Source organism: Streptomyces typhae, from assembly GCF_009755605.1.
Classification (GTDB): domain Bacteria; phylum Actinomycetota; class Actinomycetes; order Streptomycetales; family Streptomycetaceae; genus Streptomyces; species Streptomyces typhae.
In genome coordinates, this window is sequence record NZ_WPNZ01000019.1 from 19,741 (window position 1) to 41,970 (window position 22,230).

Annotated in this window: 12 protein-coding genes and 2 pseudogenes; 6 read left to right on the top strand and 8 right to left on the bottom strand. The window is 73.6% G+C overall.

What is annotated here, in order from left to right:
- Together GPA10_RS29170 and GPA10_RS29175 are read right to left on the bottom strand one after the other, a co-directional pair.
- On the bottom strand, nt 1-7,407 hold the full coding sequence (locus GPA10_RS29170; protein ID WP_425505828.1) for an amino acid adenylation domain-containing protein: 7,407 nt from the start codon (nt 7,405-7,407) through the stop codon (nt 1-3).
- 192 nt (nt 7,408-7,599) lie between these two features.
- A complete protein-coding gene (locus GPA10_RS29175; protein WP_157168115.1) occupies nt 7,600-10,482 on the bottom strand; it encodes an AfsR/SARP family transcriptional regulator in 2,883 nt (960 codons plus the stop codon).
- A gap of 97 nt (nt 10,483-10,579) precedes the next feature.
- Here GPA10_RS29175 and GPA10_RS29180 point away from each other — a divergent pair, with 97 nt between their 5' ends.
- Complete coding sequence (locus GPA10_RS29180) at nt 10,580-12,310, top strand: MFS transporter (protein ID WP_246259998.1); 1,731 nt, start codon at nt 10,580-10,582, stop codon at nt 12,308-12,310.
- Nucleotides 12,311-12,377: 67 nt separating this feature from the next.
- Here GPA10_RS29180 and GPA10_RS29185 read toward each other — a convergent pair whose 3' ends face one another.
- Complete coding sequence (locus GPA10_RS29185) at nt 12,378-13,241, bottom strand: LysR family transcriptional regulator (RefSeq protein ID WP_063803599.1); 864 nt, start codon at nt 13,239-13,241, stop codon at nt 12,378-12,380.
- Between the two features lie 1,034 nt (nt 13,242-14,275).
- Between GPA10_RS29185 and GPA10_RS42860 the strand changes: the two are divergent.
- The 5 genes and pseudogenes from GPA10_RS42860 to GPA10_RS29205 all read left to right on the top strand — a co-directional run.
- A pseudogene (locus GPA10_RS42860) lies at nt 14,276-14,773 on the top strand (AfsR/SARP family transcriptional regulator); the annotation flags it as partial.
- A complete protein-coding gene (locus GPA10_RS42865; RefSeq protein ID WP_246260026.1) occupies nt 14,707-15,351 on the top strand; it encodes an AfsR/SARP family transcriptional regulator in 645 nt (214 codons plus the stop codon). The pseudogene GPA10_RS42860 and the gene GPA10_RS42865, both read left to right, overlap by 67 nt.
- Nucleotides 15,352-15,426: 75 nt before the next feature.
- Nucleotides 15,427-15,546: pseudogene (locus GPA10_RS44135) on the top strand (hypothetical protein); the annotation flags it as partial.
- A 112-nt stretch (nt 15,547-15,658) separates the two neighbouring features.
- Nucleotides 15,659-16,018 carry a tetratricopeptide repeat protein gene (locus tag GPA10_RS29200; RefSeq protein ID WP_157168118.1) on the top strand — a complete coding sequence of 120 codons (360 nt, stop codon included), beginning with the start codon at nt 15,659-15,661 and terminating at the stop codon, nt 16,016-16,018.
- 88 nt (nt 16,019-16,106) lie between these two features.
- Entirely contained in the window at nt 16,107-16,784 is a 678-nt protein-coding gene (locus tag GPA10_RS29205) for a phosphatase PAP2 family protein (RefSeq protein ID WP_157168119.1), read from the top strand.
- A gap of 2 nt (nt 16,785-16,786) precedes the next feature.
- Here the strand turns inward: GPA10_RS29205 and GPA10_RS29210 are convergent, their stop codons facing one another.
- Genes GPA10_RS29210 through GPA10_RS29230 form a run of 5 tightly spaced genes read right to left on the bottom strand, consistent with a single transcriptional unit; the run spans nt 16,787 to nt 22,228 of the window.
- Nucleotides 16,787-18,148, bottom strand: coding sequence for a glutamate-1-semialdehyde 2,1-aminomutase (locus GPA10_RS29210; RefSeq protein ID WP_343041438.1), 1,362 nt, complete (start codon nt 18,146-18,148; stop codon nt 16,787-16,789).
- 8 nt (nt 18,149-18,156) lie between these two features.
- A complete protein-coding gene (gene rfbC / locus GPA10_RS29215) occupies nt 18,157-18,708 on the bottom strand; it encodes a dTDP-4-dehydrorhamnose 3,5-epimerase (protein ID WP_157168120.1) in 552 nt (183 codons plus the stop codon).
- Between the two features lie 36 nt (nt 18,709-18,744).
- Entirely contained in the window at nt 18,745-19,965 is a 1,221-nt protein-coding gene (locus GPA10_RS29220) for a polysaccharide pyruvyl transferase family protein (protein ID WP_343041439.1), read from the bottom strand.
- Complete coding sequence (locus GPA10_RS29225; protein WP_157168121.1) at nt 19,962-20,909, bottom strand: glycosyltransferase family 2 protein; 948 nt, start codon at nt 20,907-20,909, stop codon at nt 19,962-19,964. Before GPA10_RS29225 ends, GPA10_RS29220 begins: the two co-directional genes overlap by 4 nt.
- The gene (locus tag GPA10_RS29230) at nt 20,906-22,228 is read right to left on the bottom strand and encodes an MATE family efflux transporter (protein ID WP_425505829.1); all 1,323 of its coding nucleotides are present in this window, start codon (nt 22,226-22,228) and stop codon (nt 20,906-20,908) included. The genes GPA10_RS29225 and GPA10_RS29230 overlap by 4 nt, the downstream gene beginning before the upstream one ends.
- Nucleotides 22,229-22,230 lie beyond the last annotated feature (2 nt).

Here is a 22,230-nt window from a genome sequence, read left to right on the forward strand (position 1 = left end):
TCAGTCCCTCCCGCTGTCGTCGGCCTGGAGTCCGATGGCCCTGAGCACCTCGCCGACGATGTCGGCCACGCGCGGTTCCTCCATGATCGTGAGATGGTCGCCCTCGACCTCGATCACCGACAGGCGCCCCGCGGTGCGTTCCTGCCAGCCGTTGGTGGGGTCGGCGTGCATGCTGTCGATGGCGGTGTGCATGTCCAGGAGCACGCCGGGCAGCGGATCCCTGGCCCGCACGAGGACCACGTCGTGGTCCACGACCTCGGGGCGGTAGTCGAAGGCGGAGCGCCAGTTCGCCTCGTACAGGCGGAAGAGGCGGCGTACGACGGCGTCGCCGCTGCCCGCGGGCAGCACGCCCTCGGCGACGGCGAGGCCGGTCATGAACGCGAACTTCTCGTCCAGGGTGGTCAGGTCCGGTGGCAGCAGGTCCCCGGCCGTGGCGCTGCCGTGCTGGAGCCAGAGCAGCTCCCAGAAGAACCAGCCGAGCAGCGCCTCGTCGTCGGTCCAGGGCCGCCGCCCCGGGTTGAGCGCCGTCGTGTCGAGCAGGACGAGCCCGCCGACGCGCTCCCCGGCGGCGTGCAGCTGGCGGGCCATCTCGAAGGCGACGAACCCGCCGAACGACCAGCCGCCGATGTGGTAGGGCCCGTGCGGCTGCACCCGGCGCATCGCCGCGATGTAGTCGGCCGCGAGGCGCTCGATGCCGCGCACCGGCTCCGTGCCGACGTCCGAACCGGCCGCCTGGAGCGCGTAGAAAGGCTGGTCCTCCGGCAGGTGCTTGGCGAAAGGGACGTAGCAGAGCACGTTGCCGCCCATGGGGTGCGCGAAGAACAGCGGCGGCCTGGTGCCCTCGGGCCGGATCGCCACCAGCGGGTCGAACGCGGCCGGCACGGTGCCCGTCGCGCGGAGCCGCTCGGCCAGTTCGGCCACGGTGGGCGCCACGATGAAGTCCGACAGGGGGATCGCGGTGCCGAACCGCTCCTCCGTGAGGACCACGAGACGCATCGCCGTGATCGAGGAGGCCCCGAGGTCGAAGAGGTTGTCGTGCACGCCGACCTCGGGCACCTGGAGCAGATCGGCCAGCATCTCCGCGAGAGCCCGTTCGTGGACGTCGCGCGGGGCGACGCGGTCGCCGCGCTCCTCGCGGGCCAGCGGCAGGTCGCGCAGCGCGGCCTCGTCGCGCTTGCCGTTCGGCGTGAGCGGGACGGCGGGCAGCCAGGCGAAGTGCGCGGGCACCATGTACTCCGGCAGCTTCGCGCGCAGGTGCCGCCGCACCGCGTCCAGGTCCGTCCGGGCGGGGTCGCCGACCAGGAACGCCGCGAGGAAGACGTCGCCCGCCGTGTTCCGCCGGGGCACCACGGCGACGTCGGTCAGGGCGTCGGGATCGCCCGCCGCGGCCTCGGTGACGACCAGTTCGACCTCCGCGGGCTCGACCCGGTAGCCGCGGACCTTGACCTGCCGGTCGGCGCGGCCGAGGCACACCACGTTCCCGTCGGGCAGCACCATGCCGACGTCACCGGTGCGGTAGAGGCGCTCGCCGCCGTCCGGGGCGGTGACGAAACGCTCCTCCGTCAGGTCGGGGCGCCCCGCGTACCCGGTGGCGAGGCCGGCGCCGCCGACGTAGATCTCGCCCCGGCACCCGACGGGCACCGGGCGCATCCGGGCGTCGAGGACCAGGAGCCGGGCCCCGTGGATGGGCCGCCCGACCGGGGGCAGCGCGGGGAAGGACCGCGGGTCGCCGGTCATCTCGTAGAAGGCCGCAGCGTGGGTCTCGGTGGGGCCGTAGTGGTTGTCGAGGACCACCTCGCCGAGGGACGCGCAGAAGCGGCGGATCTCGTCCGTCATCCGGAACTGCTCGCCCGAGGAGCACAGGACGCGCAGGTCCCGGGGCACCAGGCCGAGGGTGTCGGACGCCTCCGCCATCTGCTGCAGCGCCACATAGGGCAGGTGGACCCGGTCCACGCGCTCCTTGTCGATCAGGCGGAGCAGCCCCGGCATGTCCCGGCGCAGTTCCTCTCCGACCAGGACGAGGGCGCCCCCACCGCACAGGGTGGCGTACAGCTCCTGGAACGAGACGTCGAAGCTCAGCGGGGCGTACTGGAGGGTCCTGCTGTCCTCGGCGGTGCTCGGTATCGCGTTCTGCCAGGCCACCAGGTTGGCCAGCGAGCGGTGCGGTGCCGCGACGCCCTTCGGCCGTCCCGTCGAGCCGGAGGTGAACAGCAGGTACACCTCGTCGTCGCCGCCGATCTCCGGCAGCGCGGACCCGGCACCGGGGTCGGTGTCCGCCGCGGCCAGGGACTCGTACGATACGAGGCGGGCCGTGGTGTCGAGGGCGTCGCGGTGCGCCTCGTCGACGACGACGCACGCGGGCCCGCTCTGCTCGATCATGTCCCGCAGCCGGGCCGCCGGATACGCGGTGTCGAGCGGCACCGTCGAGCAGCCGGCCTTCGCGGTGGCGAGGGTCGCGGCGACCGTCTCCGGCGTCCGTCCCATCGCGACGCCGACGCGCTCGCCGGGGCGCACGCCCGCGGCGAGGAGGCCCCGGGCGATCCGCGTGGCGGTCCGGTCCAGTTCCGCGTAGCTCCACGTACGGCCGTCGGAGACCACCGCCTGCGCCTGCGGTGACCGGCGTGCCCGGTCCTCGAAGGCGCGCACCACATCGGTCAGGGGCTCCGTGGCCCGCGCGGCGGGCGCGGCGGGCGCGAGCGGGCTCAACTCGACCGCGCTGTCCGGCTGTTCCACGATCCAGCGCAGGATGCGCAGGTACGTGTCGGTGTACAGCTGCCCCTGCGTGGCGGTGAACGACCGGCCGGAGAAGTCGAGGCGGAGCCGGATGGAGCCGTCCACCGGGTCGACCATGGCGTTGACGACCAGGGAGAAGTTGGTCTCCTCCCAGACGCCGAAGCCGCGGCTGCTGATGCCCGGTGTGCGGAAGACCGCGCCGAGCTGCTGGAAGTGGATGTAGTTGAACAGCGTGTCGACGAGCCCGGGGCGGCCGAGGTCCTCCTGGATGACGGCGAGCGGCACCCGCCGGTGCGGGTGGCTCTCCCGCTCCCTTTCCACCACGTGCCGTACGACGTCGAACCAGGTGGCCCCCTCCGCGTCGACGCGCACGGGCAGGGTGTTGAGGAAGAGGCCGCAGGTGCGTTCGGCGCCGTCGACGTCCGGCCTGCCGTGGGTGACGAGCCCGGTGGTGACGTCCGACCGGCCGGAGAAGGCACGGAGGAGCAGGACGTGCGCGGCGAACAGGACCGCCTTCACCGGGACGCGCCGGTCGCGCGCGGTGGTGCGCACGGTGTCGACGAGCTCGGCGGGCAGCGTCAGGTCGTACTCGATCCGTTCGTCGGAGGCGGGGGCCTCGTACGGGCGGAAGCTCTCCAGGTGGGGCTGCGCGGCCCCGGTGAGTTCCTTGCGCCAGTAGGCCCTGCCCGACTCCGACTCGACGGCGGCACGCTCCGCGGCGACGTGCAGCGCGGCCGAGGGCGGCAGGGTGTCCGGCACCGGTTCGAGGTCCATCCCGAGGAGGTGGCCGTAGTCCCGCAGGAGCTCCGACACGAGGTTGGCGACGCTGCCGCCGTCGAGGATGGCGTGGTGGAAGCTGAGGACGAGCTCGACCGTGTCGGGCAGGACGAACGCCCGGAAGTGGTACAGCGGCGCCTCGTCGAAGCGGTAGTCGTGGCGCCGCCGCCGCGCGACGTGCTCGTGGATGGGCGCCTCGGCGCCGTCCGGCGTCGAACCGCGCAGGTCGGCGACGCTCAGCCCGCCCTCGACGGTGGCGTGGACGATCTGGAGCGGCTCGGAGTGCCCCGCGAGCGCGAACGACGAGCGGAGCACGGGATGACGTCGGACGAGGCGGGCGAAGGCCTCCCGGAAGGGGGCCTCCTGCCACGGCATGGCGAGGCTGTAGCGGAAGACGTCCTTGTACGTCGCGGAGTCCTGCCGCTCCCGGCTGTGGAACAGCAGGCCGAGCTGGAGCCGGGTCAGCGGATAGGCGTCCTCGTACGTCTCCAGGCGGGCGCGGTCCACGGGGGAGACCAGGGCGAACGGCTCCGGCGCGGCGGCGACCGCGTCCGGGTGGCCCGCGCCCGGCGCCGGTGCCGCGGAGATCTCGGCGGCCGCGGCTAGGGCCGCCACGGTCGGGTTCTGGACGAAGTCGTCCATCGTGAACCGGATGCCCGCCTTCGCCGCGAGGGCCCGTACCCGCAGCACACTGATCGAGTCGCCGCCGATGACGAAGTAGTCCGCGTGCACACCGACCCGGTCGGTGCCGAGCACCCGCGCCCAGATGTCGGCGAGCACGGCCTCGTGCGGAGTGCGCGGCGCGTCGTCCTCGCCCGCGTACGCGCCGACGGCCGGAGCGGGCAGCGCCTTGCGGTCGGCCTTGCCGTTCGGGGTGAGGGGGAGGGCGGCGAGCCGTTCGAAGTGCGCCGGGATCATGAAGCCGGGGAGCACCTCGCCGAGGGCCGAGCGCAGCGCGCCGGTGTCGAGGTCGTCGTCGGCCGTGCAGTAGGCGACGAGGACCGGGCCCCGGCCGCCGCCGGGCCGGTGGTCGACGACCACGGCGTCGCGGATCGCGGGCAGGGAGACCAGGGCGTTCTGCACCTCGCCCAGCTCCACCCGGTTGCCGCGGATCTTCACCTGGTCGTCGGTCCTGCCGAGGTACTCGACGGTGCCGTCGGCGAGCAGGCGGGCAAGGTCCCCGGTGCGGTAGAGGCGCCCGCCGGGGCTGAAGGGGTCCTCCACGAAGCGCTCGGCGGTCAGTTCGGGGCGGCCCAGGTAGCCGCGGGCGACCTGGACGCCGCCGACGCACAGCTCGCCGGGGACGCCGACGGGCTGCGGCCGGTCGTGCCGGTCGAGTACGTACAGCGTGGTGTTCTCCACCGGGCGGCCGATGGGCACCCGGGTGACGGGCCCGTGCGCGGCGGGCGGGCAGTCGAAGTACGTGACGTCGACGGCGGCTTCGGTGGGCCCGTACAGGTTGACCAGGCGCGGCGCGTCCTCGTCGCCGAAGACCCGCTGGAACTGCGTGACCCGCTCCGGCGGCAGTGCTTCGCCGCTGCAGAACACCGAAGCCAGCGAGGCGGCTTCGCGGGACCGGTCCGGGCTCTCCTCCAGGAGGTCGAGGAACGGGCCGAGCATCGACGGCACGAAGTGCAGGACGCTCACGCGGTGTACGCGCACGACCCGGGCGATCTCCGCCGGGTCCTTCTCGCCGCCCGGCGGCAGCAGCACCACTCGGGCGCCCTGGACGGCCCACCACAGCAGCTCCCACACCGAGACGTCGAAGGAGATGGGCGTCTTCTGCAACAGCGTGTCGCCCGGACCGACCGGGTAGCGGCGCTGCATCCACGTCAGCCGGTTGACCACCGCGTGGTGTTCGACCATGACGCCCTTGGGGCGGCCGGTGGAACCGGAGGTGTAGATGACGTAGGCGAGGTCGTCGGAGCTTGAGGTCGGGCCGAGCGGCTCGGCGGAACCGCGGTACAGCTCGGAGATCCGGAGCACCGGGGCGTCCGTGTCCGGGGCCGCGGTCCCGGCGGCGGCGCCGTCGCCGCGCAGCACCAGCTTCGCCCGGCAGTCCGCCAGGAGCAGCTTGATCCGCGCGGGCGGGTAACCGGGGTCGACGGGCACGTAGGCGGCGCCCGACTTCAGGATGCCGAGCAGTCCTGGCAGCAGCTCCGGGCCGCGCTCGGCGAGGATCGCGACCCTCTCGCCGGGGCCCGCCCCGTGCGCGCGCAGCGCCCGCGCCACCTGGTTGGAGAGGCGGTCGAGCGCGGCGAAGGTCAGGGTGGTGCCGGAGACGTCGTCGACCACGGCCGTCAGGTCCGGGGTGCGCGCCGCCTGCTCGGCGAAGAGCTGGTGCAGCGTCTTCTCCCGCGGATAGGGCGCCGTCGGGCCCTGGCGGCGGCGCACGACGTCCTCGTACTCGGCGGCGGTCAGCATGGGGAGCGCCGACAGCGGCCGGTCCAGGGGTTCCAGGCCGTGCCGGAGGATCTCGTCGACGTGTCCGGCCAGCGCCTCCGCCGTGAGGTCCCCGTCGAACACGTCGTCGGCGTAGTCCAGGTCGACGCGCAGACCGGGCTCGTCGTCGAAGGCCTGCACCATGACCGACAGCGCGTCGGCCGCGTGGACGGGGGCCATGACGGTGGTCGTGCGGGCCACCCCCGGTATCTCCCGCGGCCGGGGGAAGCGCAGATAGGACACGGTCACGTCGAACAGCCTGCGTCCGTCGGCGCCCTGCGTGGGCGCCTGCCGGAGGATGTCGCCGAACGGCAGCCGCTCGTGCTCCTTGAGCGTGTCGACGCGTGCGCGGACGCGCTCGGCGAGGGCTAGGAGGGGCTCGTCGTCCGCCACCGCGATCCGCACCGGCAGGTTGTTGGCGAACTCCCCGACGGTCGCGCGCTCCTCGTCGGTCCTGCGGTTGGAGAACGGCACACCGAGCACGACCTCGTGCTCCCGGTGGTAGCGCGAGAGGCACACCGCGATCGCCGAGAGCAGATACGGGAAGGGCGACGCCCCCGCGTCGACGACGCGCCCGACGACTTCCTCCCCGACGGTGAAGGAGTGCCTGCCGCGGCCGGGTTGCCGCGCGGTCCGGGAACGCGGGAACAGTGCGGGCGCCACCCCCGCCAAATAGTCGCGGTAGAACGCGCGGTCGCGCTCGCGGTCCGCTTCCGCCGCCGTGTCGGACGGCGCGGCCAATTCTGCAATGGATTCCCAGTACGAGGATTCCTGGTACGAGGGTTCCGGGGTCGGCGATTCCTGGGCCGACGATTCCTGGGCCGGTGATTCCTGGCTCGAAGAATCCGGGTGCGCGGGCGATTCGGTCTGCCGCGCCGCGCGCTCACGGTAGTCGGAAAGTATCTGCGAGGTCACCGCGTTCAGTGCCCAGGCATCGGCCACGATGTGGTGCGCGGTGAGGACGAGATGGACGGCGTCCGGCCCCTCGCTGAGGAGCGCGGCCCGGAACAGCGGGCCGCCGCCCCGGACGTCGAGCGGCCGGCCGAGCTCGTGCTCGCACCAGGTCAGGGCGGCGCGGCGGGGGTCCGGCCCGCCCGAGAGGTCGACACGCTCGAACGACGGCGCCCAAGCCGCGGGTCCTGCGGGGATCCGCCGGACCCGGGGCACCCCCTCGTCGTCCTCGCCGAACCGCAGCCGGAAGGCGTCGTGCCCGCCCAGCGCACGGACCAGGCAGGCGCCGAGCAGGTCCCGGTCCACCTCGCCCGTCAGCCGCTCGTGAATCGTCACATTGAATTGGCAGTTCCCCGGTGTACGCGCTTCCGCCGCCCAGATGTCCCGCTGCTGGCCGGTCAATTCGAGAGTTCTGGATTCCGCTGCGATCCCCACGAACGCCACTCCTTCGCCTGCCATTCGTGCGCGAATAGACAACGCCTGCGGACAGGCTAGGCGAGACATACTTTTAGCGGCTACTGCGTGATCGAGTAGGGCGTCCGAACAAACGGGTAGTCGCCGAATGGCGGGCGGCCACCGGTGCCGCGCGCGTACTCGCGGGGGCTCGCGGGGACCCCGCGGGCCTGCGGGGCGGGCTCGGGCACGCAGGGGTCTCGCGCAGCGGGTTCAGGCCCGCGGGGATCCTGCGGGGCGGGCTCAGGCCCGCGGCACAAGACGCAGTTCCGCGAGCGCGGCCGCGGCACCGGCCGCGTGGCCCGACGAACAGCCCTTGGCGAGCGCCCGGTTCAGATGCCGCTTGGCGGCCTCCCGGTCGCCGCGCAGACGCGCGGCGAGCCCCAGGCCGGTCTCGGCGCGGATCTCGCCCCGGCTGTAGGCCCGTTCGGCCGAGACGGCGAGCGCGCGCTCGTACAACTCCGACGCCCGCTCGGCGTGCCCTGCGGCGAGGGCGGTCTCGCCGAGCCACGACAACGCCTCGACGACCTCGGTCCACAGCCCGAGCTCCTCGGCGACGAGGAGCCCTTCCCGGTGCAGGCGCTCCGTCCGGGCGTGGTCGCCGTCGCGCTCGGCGGCCAGCGCCAGGGACCGGGTGGCCCGCAACTGCCCCCAGCGGTCGCCGACTTCGTGGAAGAGGGCGGCCCCCAGCTCGGCGTGCGACTCGGCGCGGTCACGCACGTGGCCGGCCAGCTCGACCAGCGCCGCGGCCTCGCCCCAGCGGTCGTCGGCGGCACGCGCGCCGGCCAGGCTCGCCTCCACCAGGACGCGCCCCTCGCGAGTGCGGCCGAGGCCGGTCAGGCCGGTACCGACGAACCACTGCAGCCGGGCCCGCAGCACCGGATCGCCGAGACCGGCCGTCGGGTCCGCACCGGGCTGCACCGGCGCGGTGCCGGCCGACGACGTGCGCAGCTCGATGCCGGCCAGCCAGGACCGAGCGGTCAGACGCGCGAGGGGGGCAACGTCGCCGGGGGCGGCGAGGGCCGACTGGAGCGACCTGCGGGCCTCGGTGAGCCGTCCCCGCAGGAACCAGTACCACGTCAGGGCGTTCACCAGGCGCAGCGCGTACCCGGTGGCGTTCTCGGCGGCCGCGAGGTCCAGGGCGCGGCGCAGGTTGACCGTCTCCGCGTCCAGGCGCTCCAGGCAGTGCCGCTGCTCCGGGCCGCGCAGGAGCTCGGCCTCCCGTTCGGCGAGTTCCGCGTAGCACCGCAGGAACCGCGCGCGGACGGCGCCGGCCTCACCGGCCTCCGCGAGGCGCTCGGCGCTGTAGGCGGCCACCGATTCGAGCAGCCGGAACCGGTCCGACTCCCGTACCACCAGGGAGCGGTCCACCAGGCGCGACAGCAGGTCGGGCACCCGCTCGGCGGGCAGGTCCGGTCCGGCGCAGACGGCCTCGGCGGACCTCAGGGTGCAGCCGTCGGCGTGCACGGACAGGCGCCGCAGCACGGTCTGCTCGTCCGGGGTGAGGAGCTGCCAGCTCCAGTCGAGCATGCCCCGCAGGGTCTGCTGCCGGGCGGGCAGGCCGCGCGCCCGGACCTCGGGCCGGGTGAACCGGGCGTCCAGGCAGGCGGCGAGCTCCTGCGGGCTGAGCGTGCGCAGCCGCGACGCCACGAGTTCCAGGGCCAGCGGAATGCCGTCGAGGCGGCGGCAGATGGTGGCGACGGCCGGTGCGTTGTCCGTGTCGAGGGCGAAGCCGGGCGCCGCCGCCGCGGCCCGCTCCAGGAACAGCTCGACGGCGCTGGACCGGGCGACCGCCGCCGGATCGCCGGTCTCCGGCAACGCGAGCGGCGGCACCGGATGCACCACCTCGCCGGGGATGTCGAGGGCTTCCTGGCTGGTGACGAGGAGATGCCCGCCGGGCACCGTCGACAGGACGGCACCGGCGAACACGGCGACCGGCTCGACGAGATGCTCGCAGTTGTCGAGGAGGATCAGCAGGCGCTTCCCGGCCACCGCCTGGCACAGCCAGCCCACCAGGTCGTCCAGGTTCGGCTCCGTCGCCGCGGTGTCGCACAGACCCAGCGTCGTGATGACCCGCTCGGCGATGTCGTCGGGAGCCGACGTCCCGCCCAGACCGGCCAGTTCGACCAGCCACACCCCGTCGGTGAACCGCTCCGTCATGCCGCGCGCCGCCGCGATGGCGAGCCGCGTCTTCCCGACCCCGCCGAGCCCCGTGAGCGTGACGAGACGGGTGTGCGCGTCCGCGCCGAGGCGTGCCCGGACCTGCCCGACCGCCTCCCGCCTGCCGATCAACGAGGTCAGCGTCGTGGGCAGATTCGTACGGCACGACGACGACTCGACGGACGGCGACGCCAGGTGCGGCTCCTGGCGCAGGATCGCCTCGTGCAGCGCGGCGACCGCGGGACCGGGCGACGCCCCCAGCTCCTCCACCAGATGGCGCCGCAGCTCCTGGAAGCTCTGCAACGCGTCGCTCTGCCGTCCCGACCGGTACAGCGCGCGCATGTGGGCCATCCGCAGGCGTTCCCGCAGCGGATGCCGCGCCACCAGGTCGCCGAGCTCCGCGGCGAGCGCCGTGTGGTCGCCGAGGGTAAGCCGCACCTCGGCCTGGTCCTCCACCACGGTCAGCCGCAGCTCCTCCAGACGGGCGATCTCACTGCGGGCGAAGAGGGACTCGGCGACGTCGGCGTAGGCCGGGCCCCGCCACAGCGCGAGCGCGTCGGCGAACAGGTTCCCCTTCACCGCCGGTTCCTCGTGGGCGCGGGCACGCTCCGCCAGTTCCTGGAACCGCACGGCGTCGACCACGCCGGAGGGCCCGCCCGACCCGTCCGTGCCGTCGGCGCCCCGGGTGCTGCCGGCGAGGAGCAGCCGGTAGCCCGCGGGCTCGCGCACGACCTGCTCCCGGCCGAGCACCCGGCGCAGCTGGGAGACCTTGGTCTGCAGCGTGTTGACCGACCCGTCCGGCGGATTGCCCGCCCACAGGTCGTCGATGAGCCGGTCCGCGGGGACGGGACCGCCCTCGTGGATCAGCAGGTTCGCCAGCAGGGCGCGCACTTTCACTTCGGGGACTTTGACCGGCCGCCCTTCGGCGTCCCAGACGGCCAGCGGGCCGAGCACCCCGTAACGCATGGGCGCAGTGTATCGGCCGGGGACCGTCAGGAAATCGTGCGCGCCGCTCGGCACAGTGCCTCCGCAGGTTGTAGACATCGCCACGCTTGGGAGTGCCATGAGCCCATCGACCGCAATCAAGGCCGGCCCGCGGGAGTGGGGAGGCCTTGCCGTCCTCTCGCTGCCCACGGTGCTGCTCGGTCTCGACGTCACCGTGCTGTACCTCGCGCTTCCCTCGCTGGCCCAGGACTTGCGCCCGAACGGCACCGAAGAGCTGTGGATCATGGACGCGTACGGCTTCCTGATCGCCGGTTTCCTGATCACCATGGGCACCCTCGGTGACCGGATCGGCCGCCGCAAACTGCTGATGATCGGGGCCGCCGCGTTCGGGGCCGTGTCGGTGGTGGCCGCCTACTCGGGCAGCGCCGAGATGCTGATCGCCGCGCGCGCGGCCCTCGGGATCGCCGGTGCCACACTGATGCCGTCCACCCTGGCCCTGATCAGCAACATGTTCACGGATCTGCGGCAGCGCTCGCTGGCCATCGGGGTGTGGGCGACGAGCTTCGCGCTCGGCATGGCCCTCGGCCCCGTGGTCGGCGGCGCGATGCTCGACCACTTCTGGTGGGGCTCGGCGTTCCTGCTCGCCGTGCCGGTCGCGGTCGTCCTCCTGGTGGCGGCGCCGGTCCTGATCCCCGAGTACCGGGCGCCGCAGAACGGCCGGTTCGACCTGCTCAGCGTCGGCCTCTCGCTGCTCGCGATCCTGCCGGTGATCTACGCCGTGAAGCGGTTCGCCAAGGACGGCATCGGTGTTCCCACGCTCACCGCCACGGTGCTCGGCCTGGTGTTCGCGGTGCTGTTCGTCCGGCGCCAGGGCAAGCTGGAGAGCCCGCTCCTCGACGTGCGGCTCTTCACCAACCGTACGTTCAGCGCGGCGCTGAGCGTGCTGCTCGTGGGCCTGGTGGGCGTCGGCGGCTCGATGCTGCTGATCACGCAGCAGCTCCAGCTCGTGGAGGACCTGGCGCCGGTCGAAGCGGGGCTGTGGATGGGGCCGCCCGCGCTGATGATGTTCGTGGCCGCGATCGGGGCGCCGCTGGTCGCGCGCCGGGTGCCGCCGGGGATCGTCGTCGCCGTCACCTTGGTGCTGTCCACGGTCGGATACGTGCTGCTCACCCAGGTGGACTCCTCGGGCGGCATCGCCCTGATGGTGATCGGTTTCGGCCTCGTCTACCTCGGGCTCGGCGCGATCGCGGCCCTCGGTACGGACCTGGTCGTGGGAGCCGCGCCACCGGAGAAGGCCGGTTCGGCCTCCGCGATGTCGGAGACCGTGCAGGAACTCGGCCTCGCCCTGGGCGTGGCCGTCCTGGGCAGCCTGGCCACCGCGGTCTACCGCGGCCGCATCGACGACAAGATCCCCGCCGGTACGCCCTCCGACGTGGCCGACACGGCGGGCGACAGCCTCGCGGGCGCGTCCTCGGCGGCGGACCGGATGCCCGCGGGCTGGTTCGACCAGGCGAAGGAGGCGGCCACCTCGGGGCTGAACGTCGCGATGCTGGTCGCCGCGGTCTGCACCCTGGTGCTCGCGTTCCTGTCCGCCGTGGTGCTGCGGCATGTCGGCCTCATCGGTGACGAGGAGTCGGGAGACGTGGCGGGGGACGGGTCGGACGGACCGGGTGACCGGCCGGACGGGTCGGGCGACGAGCGCGGGACCGGCTCCGGCTCCGGCATCGGCTCCGGGTCGGGCACCGAGTCCGTGTCCGGGGCCTCGCCCGGTGACGGGTACGGGACCGGGCGGCGTGCCGACGAAGGCGGCGCCGCGGTGGGCGGGCCTGCCGCCAGGTCGGAGGTCTGACTCAGCCGGACCCGCACCCATGACCACGCCGCGCCTCCTCCCCTTCCCGTTCCTCTCCCGCCCTCGGCTACTCGGCGACTTCCGCCACCACGTTCCGCGCCAGCTGGATGAAGGAGTGCAGAGCCGGATGCCGGTTGTTGGACGCCCAGACCAGATAGACCGGCACCGGCGGCGCGTCGGGAACGGGGAGGTAGCTGATCTCGGCGTGCGGGTGCATCCAGGCGGTGGAGGCCGGTGTCACCCCGATACCGACACCGGCGGCGATGTAGCTCTGCCAGTCGTCGATGGTGTCGACCTCCACCGCCACCACGGGCTGTCTGCCCTCCTGCCACAGTTCGAGGTTGGTGGTGCCGGAGAAGGAGTTGATCACCAGCGGGTAGTCGGCGAGGTCCGGCAGGCATATCTTGCCCCGCCCGGCCAGGGCACTGCCCGCGGGCACGGCGACCACCCGCGGCTCCATCACCAGGAGCTCCTCGCGCAGGTTCCGGCGCTGGGCGTGGGTGCGCATGATGGCCACGTCCGAGAGGCCGCTGGTGAGTCCGCCCGCGGGGTCGTCGACCCGCTTCAGGCGCACCATCACGTCCGGGTTGACCTCCTGCCACCGGCGCAGGATCTCGCTGGTGTACACACCGGCGGCCGACCAGGCGTAGCCGACGCGCAGGGCGCGCACGCGGTGCATGTCGGTGCGCATGGCGTCGTCGAACGCGGTGACGGCGGCGTCGGCCTTGGCGCAGAACATCTTGCCGGCCACCGTGGGCTGCACGCCTTCCGCGGAACGCTCCAACAGGGGTTGTCTCACATGCCGTTCCAACTCCGCGAGCCTGCGGGAAACCGCCGACTGGGCCATGTGGAGCCTCGTGGCCGCCTTCGAGATGCTGCCTTCGTCGACCGCCATGAGGAACGTCCTGAGGTGGTGAATTCCAACGGCCATGAAGCCGGTTTCCTTTCGCGGAGGAAGTCGTGGGGGCGCGCGGAAGCCGTTCTGCGCATGTCCGCGCTCGGCGTCGTTTCCTCGGTGCGGATTCGCCGGGCCGGGCGGCCGGGGGAAGGGCTCGGTGGCGGCGGCGGACAGGTGGGAGCTCGACAGGACCTTCCCGGCCCCGGGCGGCGGCGGGCGCACGGCGCTCGACGCACCCCGCGCAGGGCCCAGGGGCCCGGGGTCCAGTGCTCCCGACTCCGGGCTCAGGCGGTTCTTCGGGTTCTCCCGGGCGTTCCCCGGACTGCCGGTGGCCGCGGTGGGAACCCCGCGGTCACGGCGCGGAACGCTGTCCGCGGTCCCCGCCCGGCTCGGCGAGGAGTGCTGTCGGGCCGCAACATGGAATCCCTGGGAACGGGCCGTACCCATGCCCCACGAAGGACCGGGCGACGCCCCCGGCACGTGCCTCGGCGTCCGCGCACTGGACTCCGGTCATGTGCCTGCTCTCCTCTCGGTACCACCGCTACCCACGTCAGCTGTCACTCGCGCGCCACAAGGCGCGGAGGAGGCCGTCGGTACCGTCCTCCGACCGGAGAGTCGTCCACATGTGACACCCCGCCATGGGCACAGAGAAATGACGATTACCGGGCCGTGGCGGACGAGAGAGCCGTCGTGCCCCAGCCTGTGCCAATGGCGGCCACGAACATCAGTGTGGCCTGTGAATTTTGCGGGTTCAACAGCGCTTCATGGAAGGGCTGATACGCACCTAGGTGAAGCGCTGATGAAGGGCTGCGCGGAAGTGACGAGCGAGCTGCCCGACGCAGGTGAGGTGCGGAGCGCTGTGGGGAAACGGAATGGATCTACGGCGCCGCGAGAGCCGTTCCGGGTGGCGAGATGCGCATGGTTTCGCGCGCGGGATTCCTGTGCGAAGCCCGCACTCGGATCCTGTTCACGCACCCGCTCATATGCGCGCCAGAACCTCAACGGCAGCCGTGAGATTACCAGTTTCCCAGCGGCACGAGCCCCGCTCGGCCATTGTCGGCCGAACGATGCGGTCGAGGGCCGCAGCCGACTCCCGCCCCCGGCCCGATCGCCGCCGCCACCCACCGGCAGGCCCCCATGGGCACGGCGGGCGGCAGTCGTGCTCGTCCGTGCGGCGACCGCGCCGAAGGCGCCGCGGGCAGCGGTTTTCGGCCGAGTCGGGTGAATGTCGCCCCACGCCCCAGGCCCCGCGCCAAGGTGGTGGTCCGGGGCCCTGCGGACCACTGTCGACGACTGTCGAGGCAGCGGGTCGTCGAAGGGAGCGCCGGGGCGGAGGGTTCGATGCCGTGGCCGTGCGGTTCACGTTGCTCGGAGACATCGAGGTGCTGCTCGACGGCCGTCCGCTCGCGGTCGGGCATCTGAGGAAGCGCGGTGTCCTCGCGGCACTTGTGGTGGACGCCCCGCGCGTCGTGCCGGTGGACCGGCTGGCCGACCGCGTCTGGGCGGACCGGCCACCGCAGCGGTTCCGCTCGACGCTCTACAGCTACCTCTCACGCCTGCGGCAGGCCCTCGCAGCGGTCGAGGAGCACGGCGTGCACATCGGCAGGGAGCCCGGCGGGTACCGTCTCACCGTCGACCGGTCGACGGTCGACCTGCACCGGTTCCGGGACCTGGCGGCACAGGCTCGGGCCGCGCGGGACGCCCAGGACGGCGAACGCGCCGCGGGACTGTTCCAGCGGGCGCTCGGGCGTGGCAGGCGGAGGCCTTCGCCGGTAGGGACACGCCCTGGTTCAACGAACTGCGCGACACCCTCGCCCGCGAACGCCTCGCCGCGGAACTCGACGGCAAGGACATCGCGCTGCGGCAGGGACGCCACAGCGAACTCCTGGCCCCGCTCACGGCGCGCGCCGCCACGTACCCGTTGGACGAGCGGCTCGCGGGCCAGCTCATGCTCGCCCTGTACCGCGCGGGACGGGCGGCCGACGCCCTGGCGCACTACCGGAACCTCAGGGAACACCTCGCCGAGGAACTCGGCGTGGACCCGTCCGGCTCCTTGCGGGACCTGCACCAGCAGCTGCTCACCGGAGATCCCGGCGCCGCCGCGCCGGGATGGCGTACCTGGCCGTCTGGCGCACCGCCCTGACCGCCGCCGAACGCCACGGCGACGCCCCTTCCCCCCAGGGCGCTCGCCCACTGGCGCTACTGCCACGCCCGCGCACTGACCGGCGACCACAGCGAGGCCCTCGACCACCTGGGCCGGGCCCTCGCGGTCGCCGGGAGCACCGACGACCTCGCCGGGCAGGCCCACATCCGCCGCACCCTCGGCCGGGTCTGGGAGCAGCACGGCGACAACGAACGAGCCCTGGAGCACGCACAGCACGCCCTCGCCCTCTACCAGCGCCTGGACCACCCGGTCTGCCAAGGCCAACCAGCTCAACGCCGTCGGCTGGATGCACGCCCGACTCGGCGGCTACGCCGAGGCCGAGGCCCACTGCGAGGAGGCCCTGCGCCTCTTCCACGTCCACGGCCGCCCCACCGACACCGCATCCACCCTCGACAGCCTCGGCTACATCGCCCACCGCACCGGCAGACACACCGAGGCCCTGGACCACTACCGGCGTGCCCTCGCCCTCTTCCGCGCGTACGCGGACGCGACGAACGAGGCCGACACCCTCGCCAACCTGGCGGAGACCCACCACGCCATGGGCGAGCCCGCCCCCGCCCGCGAGGCCTGGCAGCAGGCCCTCGCCCTGTACGAGGCGCAGAACCGCGGCACCCAGGCCGAGCGCGTCCGCGCCCGACTCCGGTGACCGGCAACGGAGTCGGCCGGTGTGCCCCGGCGGCCCGCTGCCGCGTCCGGACGTTGGTTAGGGTGGGCGAGTGGTCAACGACCGGCACATGACCGAACGGCCAGAGCCCGCGGTGCTGCCCTCATCGGTGCTGCCCCCGTCGCTGCGCGCGAGCCTCGCGGCGCTCGCCGCCCTCGCCGCGCTGGTGGTCGTCGTGATCGGGGTCCTGTACGCGGGGCACAGCGAGCCCGGCAGGGTGGACAGGTGGTTCGTCGACCCGACCGCGGACAGCGTGCGACCGCCGTGGCGGAACGTGGCTCTGGCCGTCGACTTCTGGGGGGAGCCCGCCGGAGCGGCGCTCCTGGTCGTGGCCGCCGTCGCGGGCTGTCTGCTGCTCAGGCACCGTCGAGGAGCGGTGCTCGTCGTCGCCGGCGCCGTCCTGGCCGTGGGCGCGACGACACTGGTCAAGTCCCTGGTGGGGCGCACCATTCACGGACCCGACAACCTGTCCTACCCGAGCGGGCACACCGCCTTCGCCACCGCGCTCGCCGTCGCCGTGGCGCTGCTCGCGACCGGCCGCCTCGGTCTCGGCACGGCGGCGGGCACCGCACTCGTGCTCGCCGCCGCGCTGGCCGCCGGAGCCGCCATGGGCTGGGCCCAGGTGTCCCTGAGCGCGCACTACCCGACCGACGTCCTCGGCGGCTGGTGCACCGCTCTCGCCGTGGTCCCGGCGACCGCGTGGCTGGTCGACCGGGTCGCCGGCACCGGCCGGCGCGAGCGGCCCTGACGTCACGCCAGGCGGCGGAACACGGGCTTCACGGGGCGCCCGCCCAGCCAGGGAGCGGGGCCGCCCGCGTCCAGCGCCTTCCGGTACACCGCGCAGGCCTGCGCCACCACATCCACGGTGTGCTCGATGTCGGTGTCGTCGAGCGCGTCGCTCACCACGAACGACGGGGCGAGGACCCCGCCCGCCAGGAGCTGCCGCAGGAACAGGGTGCGGTACTCCTGCGACGGCCTGCCGTGCTCGTCGAGGGTCGCGAACACCAGGTTGCTGGCCCGGCCGCGGACGACGACGTGGTCACCGACGCCCATGCCGGCGGTGGCCTCGCGGACCCCGGCGGCCAGCCGCTCGCCGAGGGCGTGCAGCCGCGCGGTGACGCCCTCCTCGACATAGGTGGTGAGCACGGCCGCCGCGGCGGCCAGGGAGTGTGTCTCCGCGCCGTGCGTGGTGGACAGCAGGAACACCCGCTCGCCCGCGTGGCGCAGACCCCCGCGCTCCATCAGCTCGCGGCGCCCGGCGAGCGCGGAGACCGCGAACCCGTTGCCCAGCGCCTTGCCGAACGTGGAGAGGTCGGGGACGACGCCGTACAGGCCCTGCGCGCCCGCCTCTGACCAGCGCAGACCGGTGATCATCTCGTCGAAGACCAGGACGCAGCCGTGCCGGTCGGCCAGCTCCCGCAGGCCCGCGAGGTAGCCGGGCGGCGGTTCGGTGTGGGTGGCGGGTTCGAGGATCAGACAGGCCACCTCGCCCCGGTACCGGGTGAGCAGCTCCTCCGTGGCGGCCAGGTCCCCGTAAGGGAACGTCACCGTGAGGTCGTTGGTCGCGTCGGGGATGCCCGCGGACATCGGTGTGGAGCCGATGAACCAGTCGTCGACGGAGAAGAACGGGTGGTCCCCGCAGAGCGCCACTCGCGGGCGCCCGGTGGCGGCGCGGGCGAGGCGCACCGCGGCGGTGGTGGCGTCGGAGCCGTTCTTCGCGAACTTCACCATCTCGGCGGTCGGCACCGTGGCCAGGAAGCGCTCCGCGACCTCGACCTCGACGACGGAGGGCCGGACGAAGTTGCTGCCGCGGTCCAGTTCACGGCGCACCGCCTCGGTCACACGCGGGTGGACGTGCCCGAGGCTGACCGACCGCAGCCCCGAGCCGTACTCGATGTAGCGGTTGCCGTCGACGTCCCACACATGGGCACCGCGGCCGTGGCTGATGACCGGAGCCAGGCCCTCGGGGTACTGGTCGTCGCCCTTGGCGTAGGTGTGCGCGCCCCCGGGGACCAGGGCGTGCAGCCGCTCGTTGGCCCGCCGCGACCTGGGCAGGCTGAACTCCGCGGTGCTGCCGTCGCCTTCGGCGGCTTCGTTGCGTTCGGTGTCCACGGCGGGCCTCAGTTCTCTCGGTGCTTCAGGACCTCGGCGAGGCTCGGTGCCTCCCGGTCCCGTTGCGACATCAGGGTGACCGGCAGCGGCCACGGCACGGCGAGCTCCGGATCGTCGAAGGCGATCGTCACGTCCTCGGCCGGATCGTGCGGGCGGTCGATCCGGTACGAGGTGTCGGCGGTCCCGGTCAGCGCCTGGAAACCGTGCGCGCACCCCGCCGGGATGTACAGGGTCACCTGCGTCTCGCCGGACAGCTCGAAGGTCGCCACGCTGCGGTACGTCGGCGAGTCCGGCCGCAGATCCACGACCACGTCGAAGATCTTCCCGTACGAGCACCGCACCAGCTTGGCCTCCCCGGCGCCGGAGCGCAGATGCAGGCCGCGCAGCACGCCCCGGACCGAGCGGGACACGCTGTCCTGGAGGAAGGCGTGCGGGTCGAGCCCCACCGAACGGACCACGTCGGCGTCGAAGGTGCGGCAGAAGAAGCCGCGTTCGTCCGCGTACGGCGTCGGCTCGAACAGGTACGCGCCGGCGATCGTCGGGACTTCGGTCGCTCTCATCGGTTCTCCCGCTGGTTCATCGCTTCTCCCGCTGGTTCATCGGTTCTCCCGCCGGGCGGTCGACGGACGCGTCGACGGGGACGACGGGAACAGGGTCGTGGTCAAGTCGGCGAACTGGCGGTCGAGTTGCCGTGCCGCCTCTTCGTTGCGGTGGGCGAGGGCACGTCGGGTCTCCGCCGCATGCTTCTCCAGGGACCGGAACTGGTCGAGGAGCCGGTCGGCGTCGACGTCGCGGGCCGGGTGGCAGTACGCGCCGAGGCCCATCCGCTCCATGAGCGCGTCGCTCTTCGCCGCGTAGCTGAGGGCGAGCGTCGGCGTGCCCGCCTTCAGGGCGCAGACCAGGTTGTGGTAGCGGGTAGCCACCACGGTGTCGGCGGCCGCCGTCTCCTTCATCAGGTCGGCCAGAGAAGCCGCTTCGGAGGCGGTGACCAGCGGCGAGTCCACCGCGTCCAGGATCGCTTCGACCACCGACGCGTCGCAGGCGTCGCCGGTGAGCAGCCGCACAGTCCGGCCGTCCTCGACCAGCGCGCGGACGAAGGCGGTCGTCCCGTCCAGGTAGCGCCGGTGGATCTCCTCGGCGCGGGCCCGGTCGTCGTTGCCGCCGTGGAAGTCCATGACGCCGACGCAGACCGTGCCGGGGGACGGGGCCGCCGAGGGGGTCGGCAGGGCGAACGCGAGATCCGGGTAGACCTCGTCGCGCGCGGTGTCCACGCCCGTCGCCCGCATCGCGTCGCGGGACAGCGTGTCGCGGTACGAGCGGTACGCGGCGAGCCGCGCCGAGAGGCGCACCAGGGCCCGGGTCGGCCGGTCGCGGATCGGGGCGGCGCCGACGCCGACCAGCGCCACCCGGGTGCCGAGCAGACGGCCGCTCGCGCAGAGCAGGAACAGCGAGTACGGGAAGCCCCAGGGCCGCAGCGGCAGCGTGGCCTCCAGGACGCCCATCCCCGGCACGATCACCACGTCGTGGCGGCGCACCCAGGCGGCGGTGCGGAACACGTCGACGAGCTTGCCGAGCCCCTTGCCCGCGATCGCGCCGAGGCGTGACGCGGTCCGGTACTCGCCGCGGTACCAGTGCAGCCGCGTCGCGGGAATCCCGTACCGGGACGCGACGACCTCCGGCCCGCCGCACAGCGCGTCGACGGCCGCCCGCGGATGCTCGGCGCGGAGATAACCGAGCACGGCCTCCAGGGACCCGTCGTTGCCGAGGTTGCCGGAGCCGAGCAGGCCGAACACCCCCACCCGCGTACGGGGCGTCACGGCTGCCGCCCCTCGCGGCCCGCGACGAGGTCGTCCACGGACACGGCGAGCGCCGCCGGGTCGACCGGGGCGCGGTCCTCGACCCGCTCGCCCGCGCCGGGCCGGGCCCTGCTGGTCATCCACGCGGCCAGGTGGCGGTAGCAGGCCTGCCGGTCGGCCGCGGACAGCGGCGCCCGCCGGATCGCCGCGACGAAGCCCCACACGTACTCGGCGAGGAGCCGGGGCGTCGGGTGCAGCAGCCCTGCCCTGCGCGGGTCCAGGTTGACGCACCGGGAGCGCTTGCCCGGGTTCGCCCGCTCGGCGCGCGTGGGGTGGTCGCGGCGGAAGTAGAGCAGCTCCGGCACCTGGTGGAAGGGCCCGTGCAGGCCGATCTCCGCGACGAACGTGCGGTCCGCGTGGTGGTAGCTGTCGTGCGGCTTCACCCGGCGCAGCACGTCGGCGCGTACGACCCCGTAGAAGTCGTCGCCGCCGGGCTCGAACAGCATGCTGCGGAAGCGCTCCGGGGCGCGCGGCGAGGCGGTGGCGAGCGTGTACTCGTAGGGCACCTTCACCTTGCCCTCGCCGTCGATGACCGCCTGGTCGGCGTGCGCGAGAATCACCTCGGGACGCTCGTCCAGGGCCTCGACGCAGCGCCGCAGCAGGTCGCGGGCGTACAGGTCGTCGTGCGATGCCCACTTGAACAGCTCGCCGCGGCACTGGGTGAACACATAGTTGTGGTTGGGCGCCGCGCCGACGTTGCGGGGGAGCCGCAGATAGCGGATCCGCGCGTCCTGCGCTGCGTACTTGCGGCAGATGTCCTGCGTCCCGTCGGTCGAGGCGTTGTCGGTGATGACCAGCTCGAAGTCCTCGTAGGTCTGGCCGAGCAGCGCGTCGAGCGACTCGGCGAGGTACTCCTCGCCGTTGTACACGGGCAGGCCGATGCTCAACCGGGGGTGGGCGTTCATGGGGTCCTCACTTCGGGGATGGAAAGGCGGTGGTGCTCGCGCAGGGCGGACCGCAGCTGAAGCCACCACACGGCCGAGCCGCAGGCCGTCGCGGCGGCGACGCCCCAGGCCGAGCCGATCGTGCCGGCCGCGGCCGCACCGCCGAGCCCGCCGCCGACGTAGCAGGCGGAGGCGAACAGTTGGCAGCGCAGGCTGCGCCGGGCCGCGGCGAGCGCACGCAGGCCCGCCGCCGCGCCGCTGCCGAGCCCCGCGCCCGCGACGGCGAGCGTGGCCGGCACGATGAGCTCCGACGCGGAGGGCCAGACGTCGCCGAGCACGAACTCCCCGGCCCGGTCCGGGAGCAGCAGCAGCGCGCCGCCCCACAGCAGCGCGGCGACGGCCTGCCCGCCGCCGAGGAGGAGACAGAACGTGCCGAGGCGGTCCGGTGCCCGCCGCAGCACCCGTGCCGCCTCGGCGACGGTGACCAGCGAGAGCCCCATCAGCAGGGCGAGGAACGGGCCGAGCAGCAGCTCCGCGCCCCGGACCGCGCCGACCGCGCCGACACCGACGATCGCGCCGAGGCCGTACGCCCGCAGCTGGCCCGCGCCGCTGAGGCTGACGTTCTCGACCAGGTACCGGTAGCCGAGGTCGCGCTGCTCGCGCAGCCACTCGCGCGCCTGCGTCACCCGCGGCCGGATGCCGGACTGGAAGCAGCCGAACACCGCGGCCACGGCGGCGGCCGCGCCCCAGGCGAGCACGAAGGCGGCCACGCTGTCCACGCCGCCGTCGACGCGCGCCGCCAGCACCATGGCGGGGACGAGCGCGACGCCCCACACCACGTCGTTGACGAACGCCTTGCGTCCCTGCCCGGCGGCGAAGAACGCGAACCGCCAGGCGTCCTGGAGGAGCAGCGCGGGCAGGACGACGCCGAGACAGACGAACGCGGGCCCCACCCGGCCGCCGACACCGAGCCCGACCAGCAGGCACACCGCGCCGACGGCGGTGCCGACGCCGAGCGCGGCACCCGAGGAGCGGGCCGCCGCCGCCCGCCAGGACGCCTCCGGCACACCGCTGAAGCGCACCACGAGCGGGTCGGTGGCAAGGCCGCGGGCGACGTTGAGCACCACGCCGTAGGTCAGCCAGGCCAGGCTGAACACGCCGAACGCGGAAAGCCCCAGCGAACGGGCCACGTAGATGCCCACCGCGAAGTTGGTCATGCTGGAGGCCGCCTGGTCGGCGAGGCCCCAGGACAGCCGGCCGACCATGGCCCGCTTGCCGGTCCGCGGGGTCGTGCCGTCCCCGTCCGCCGGCGTCGTCGGCTTCTCCCCCTCGGTGGGCATCG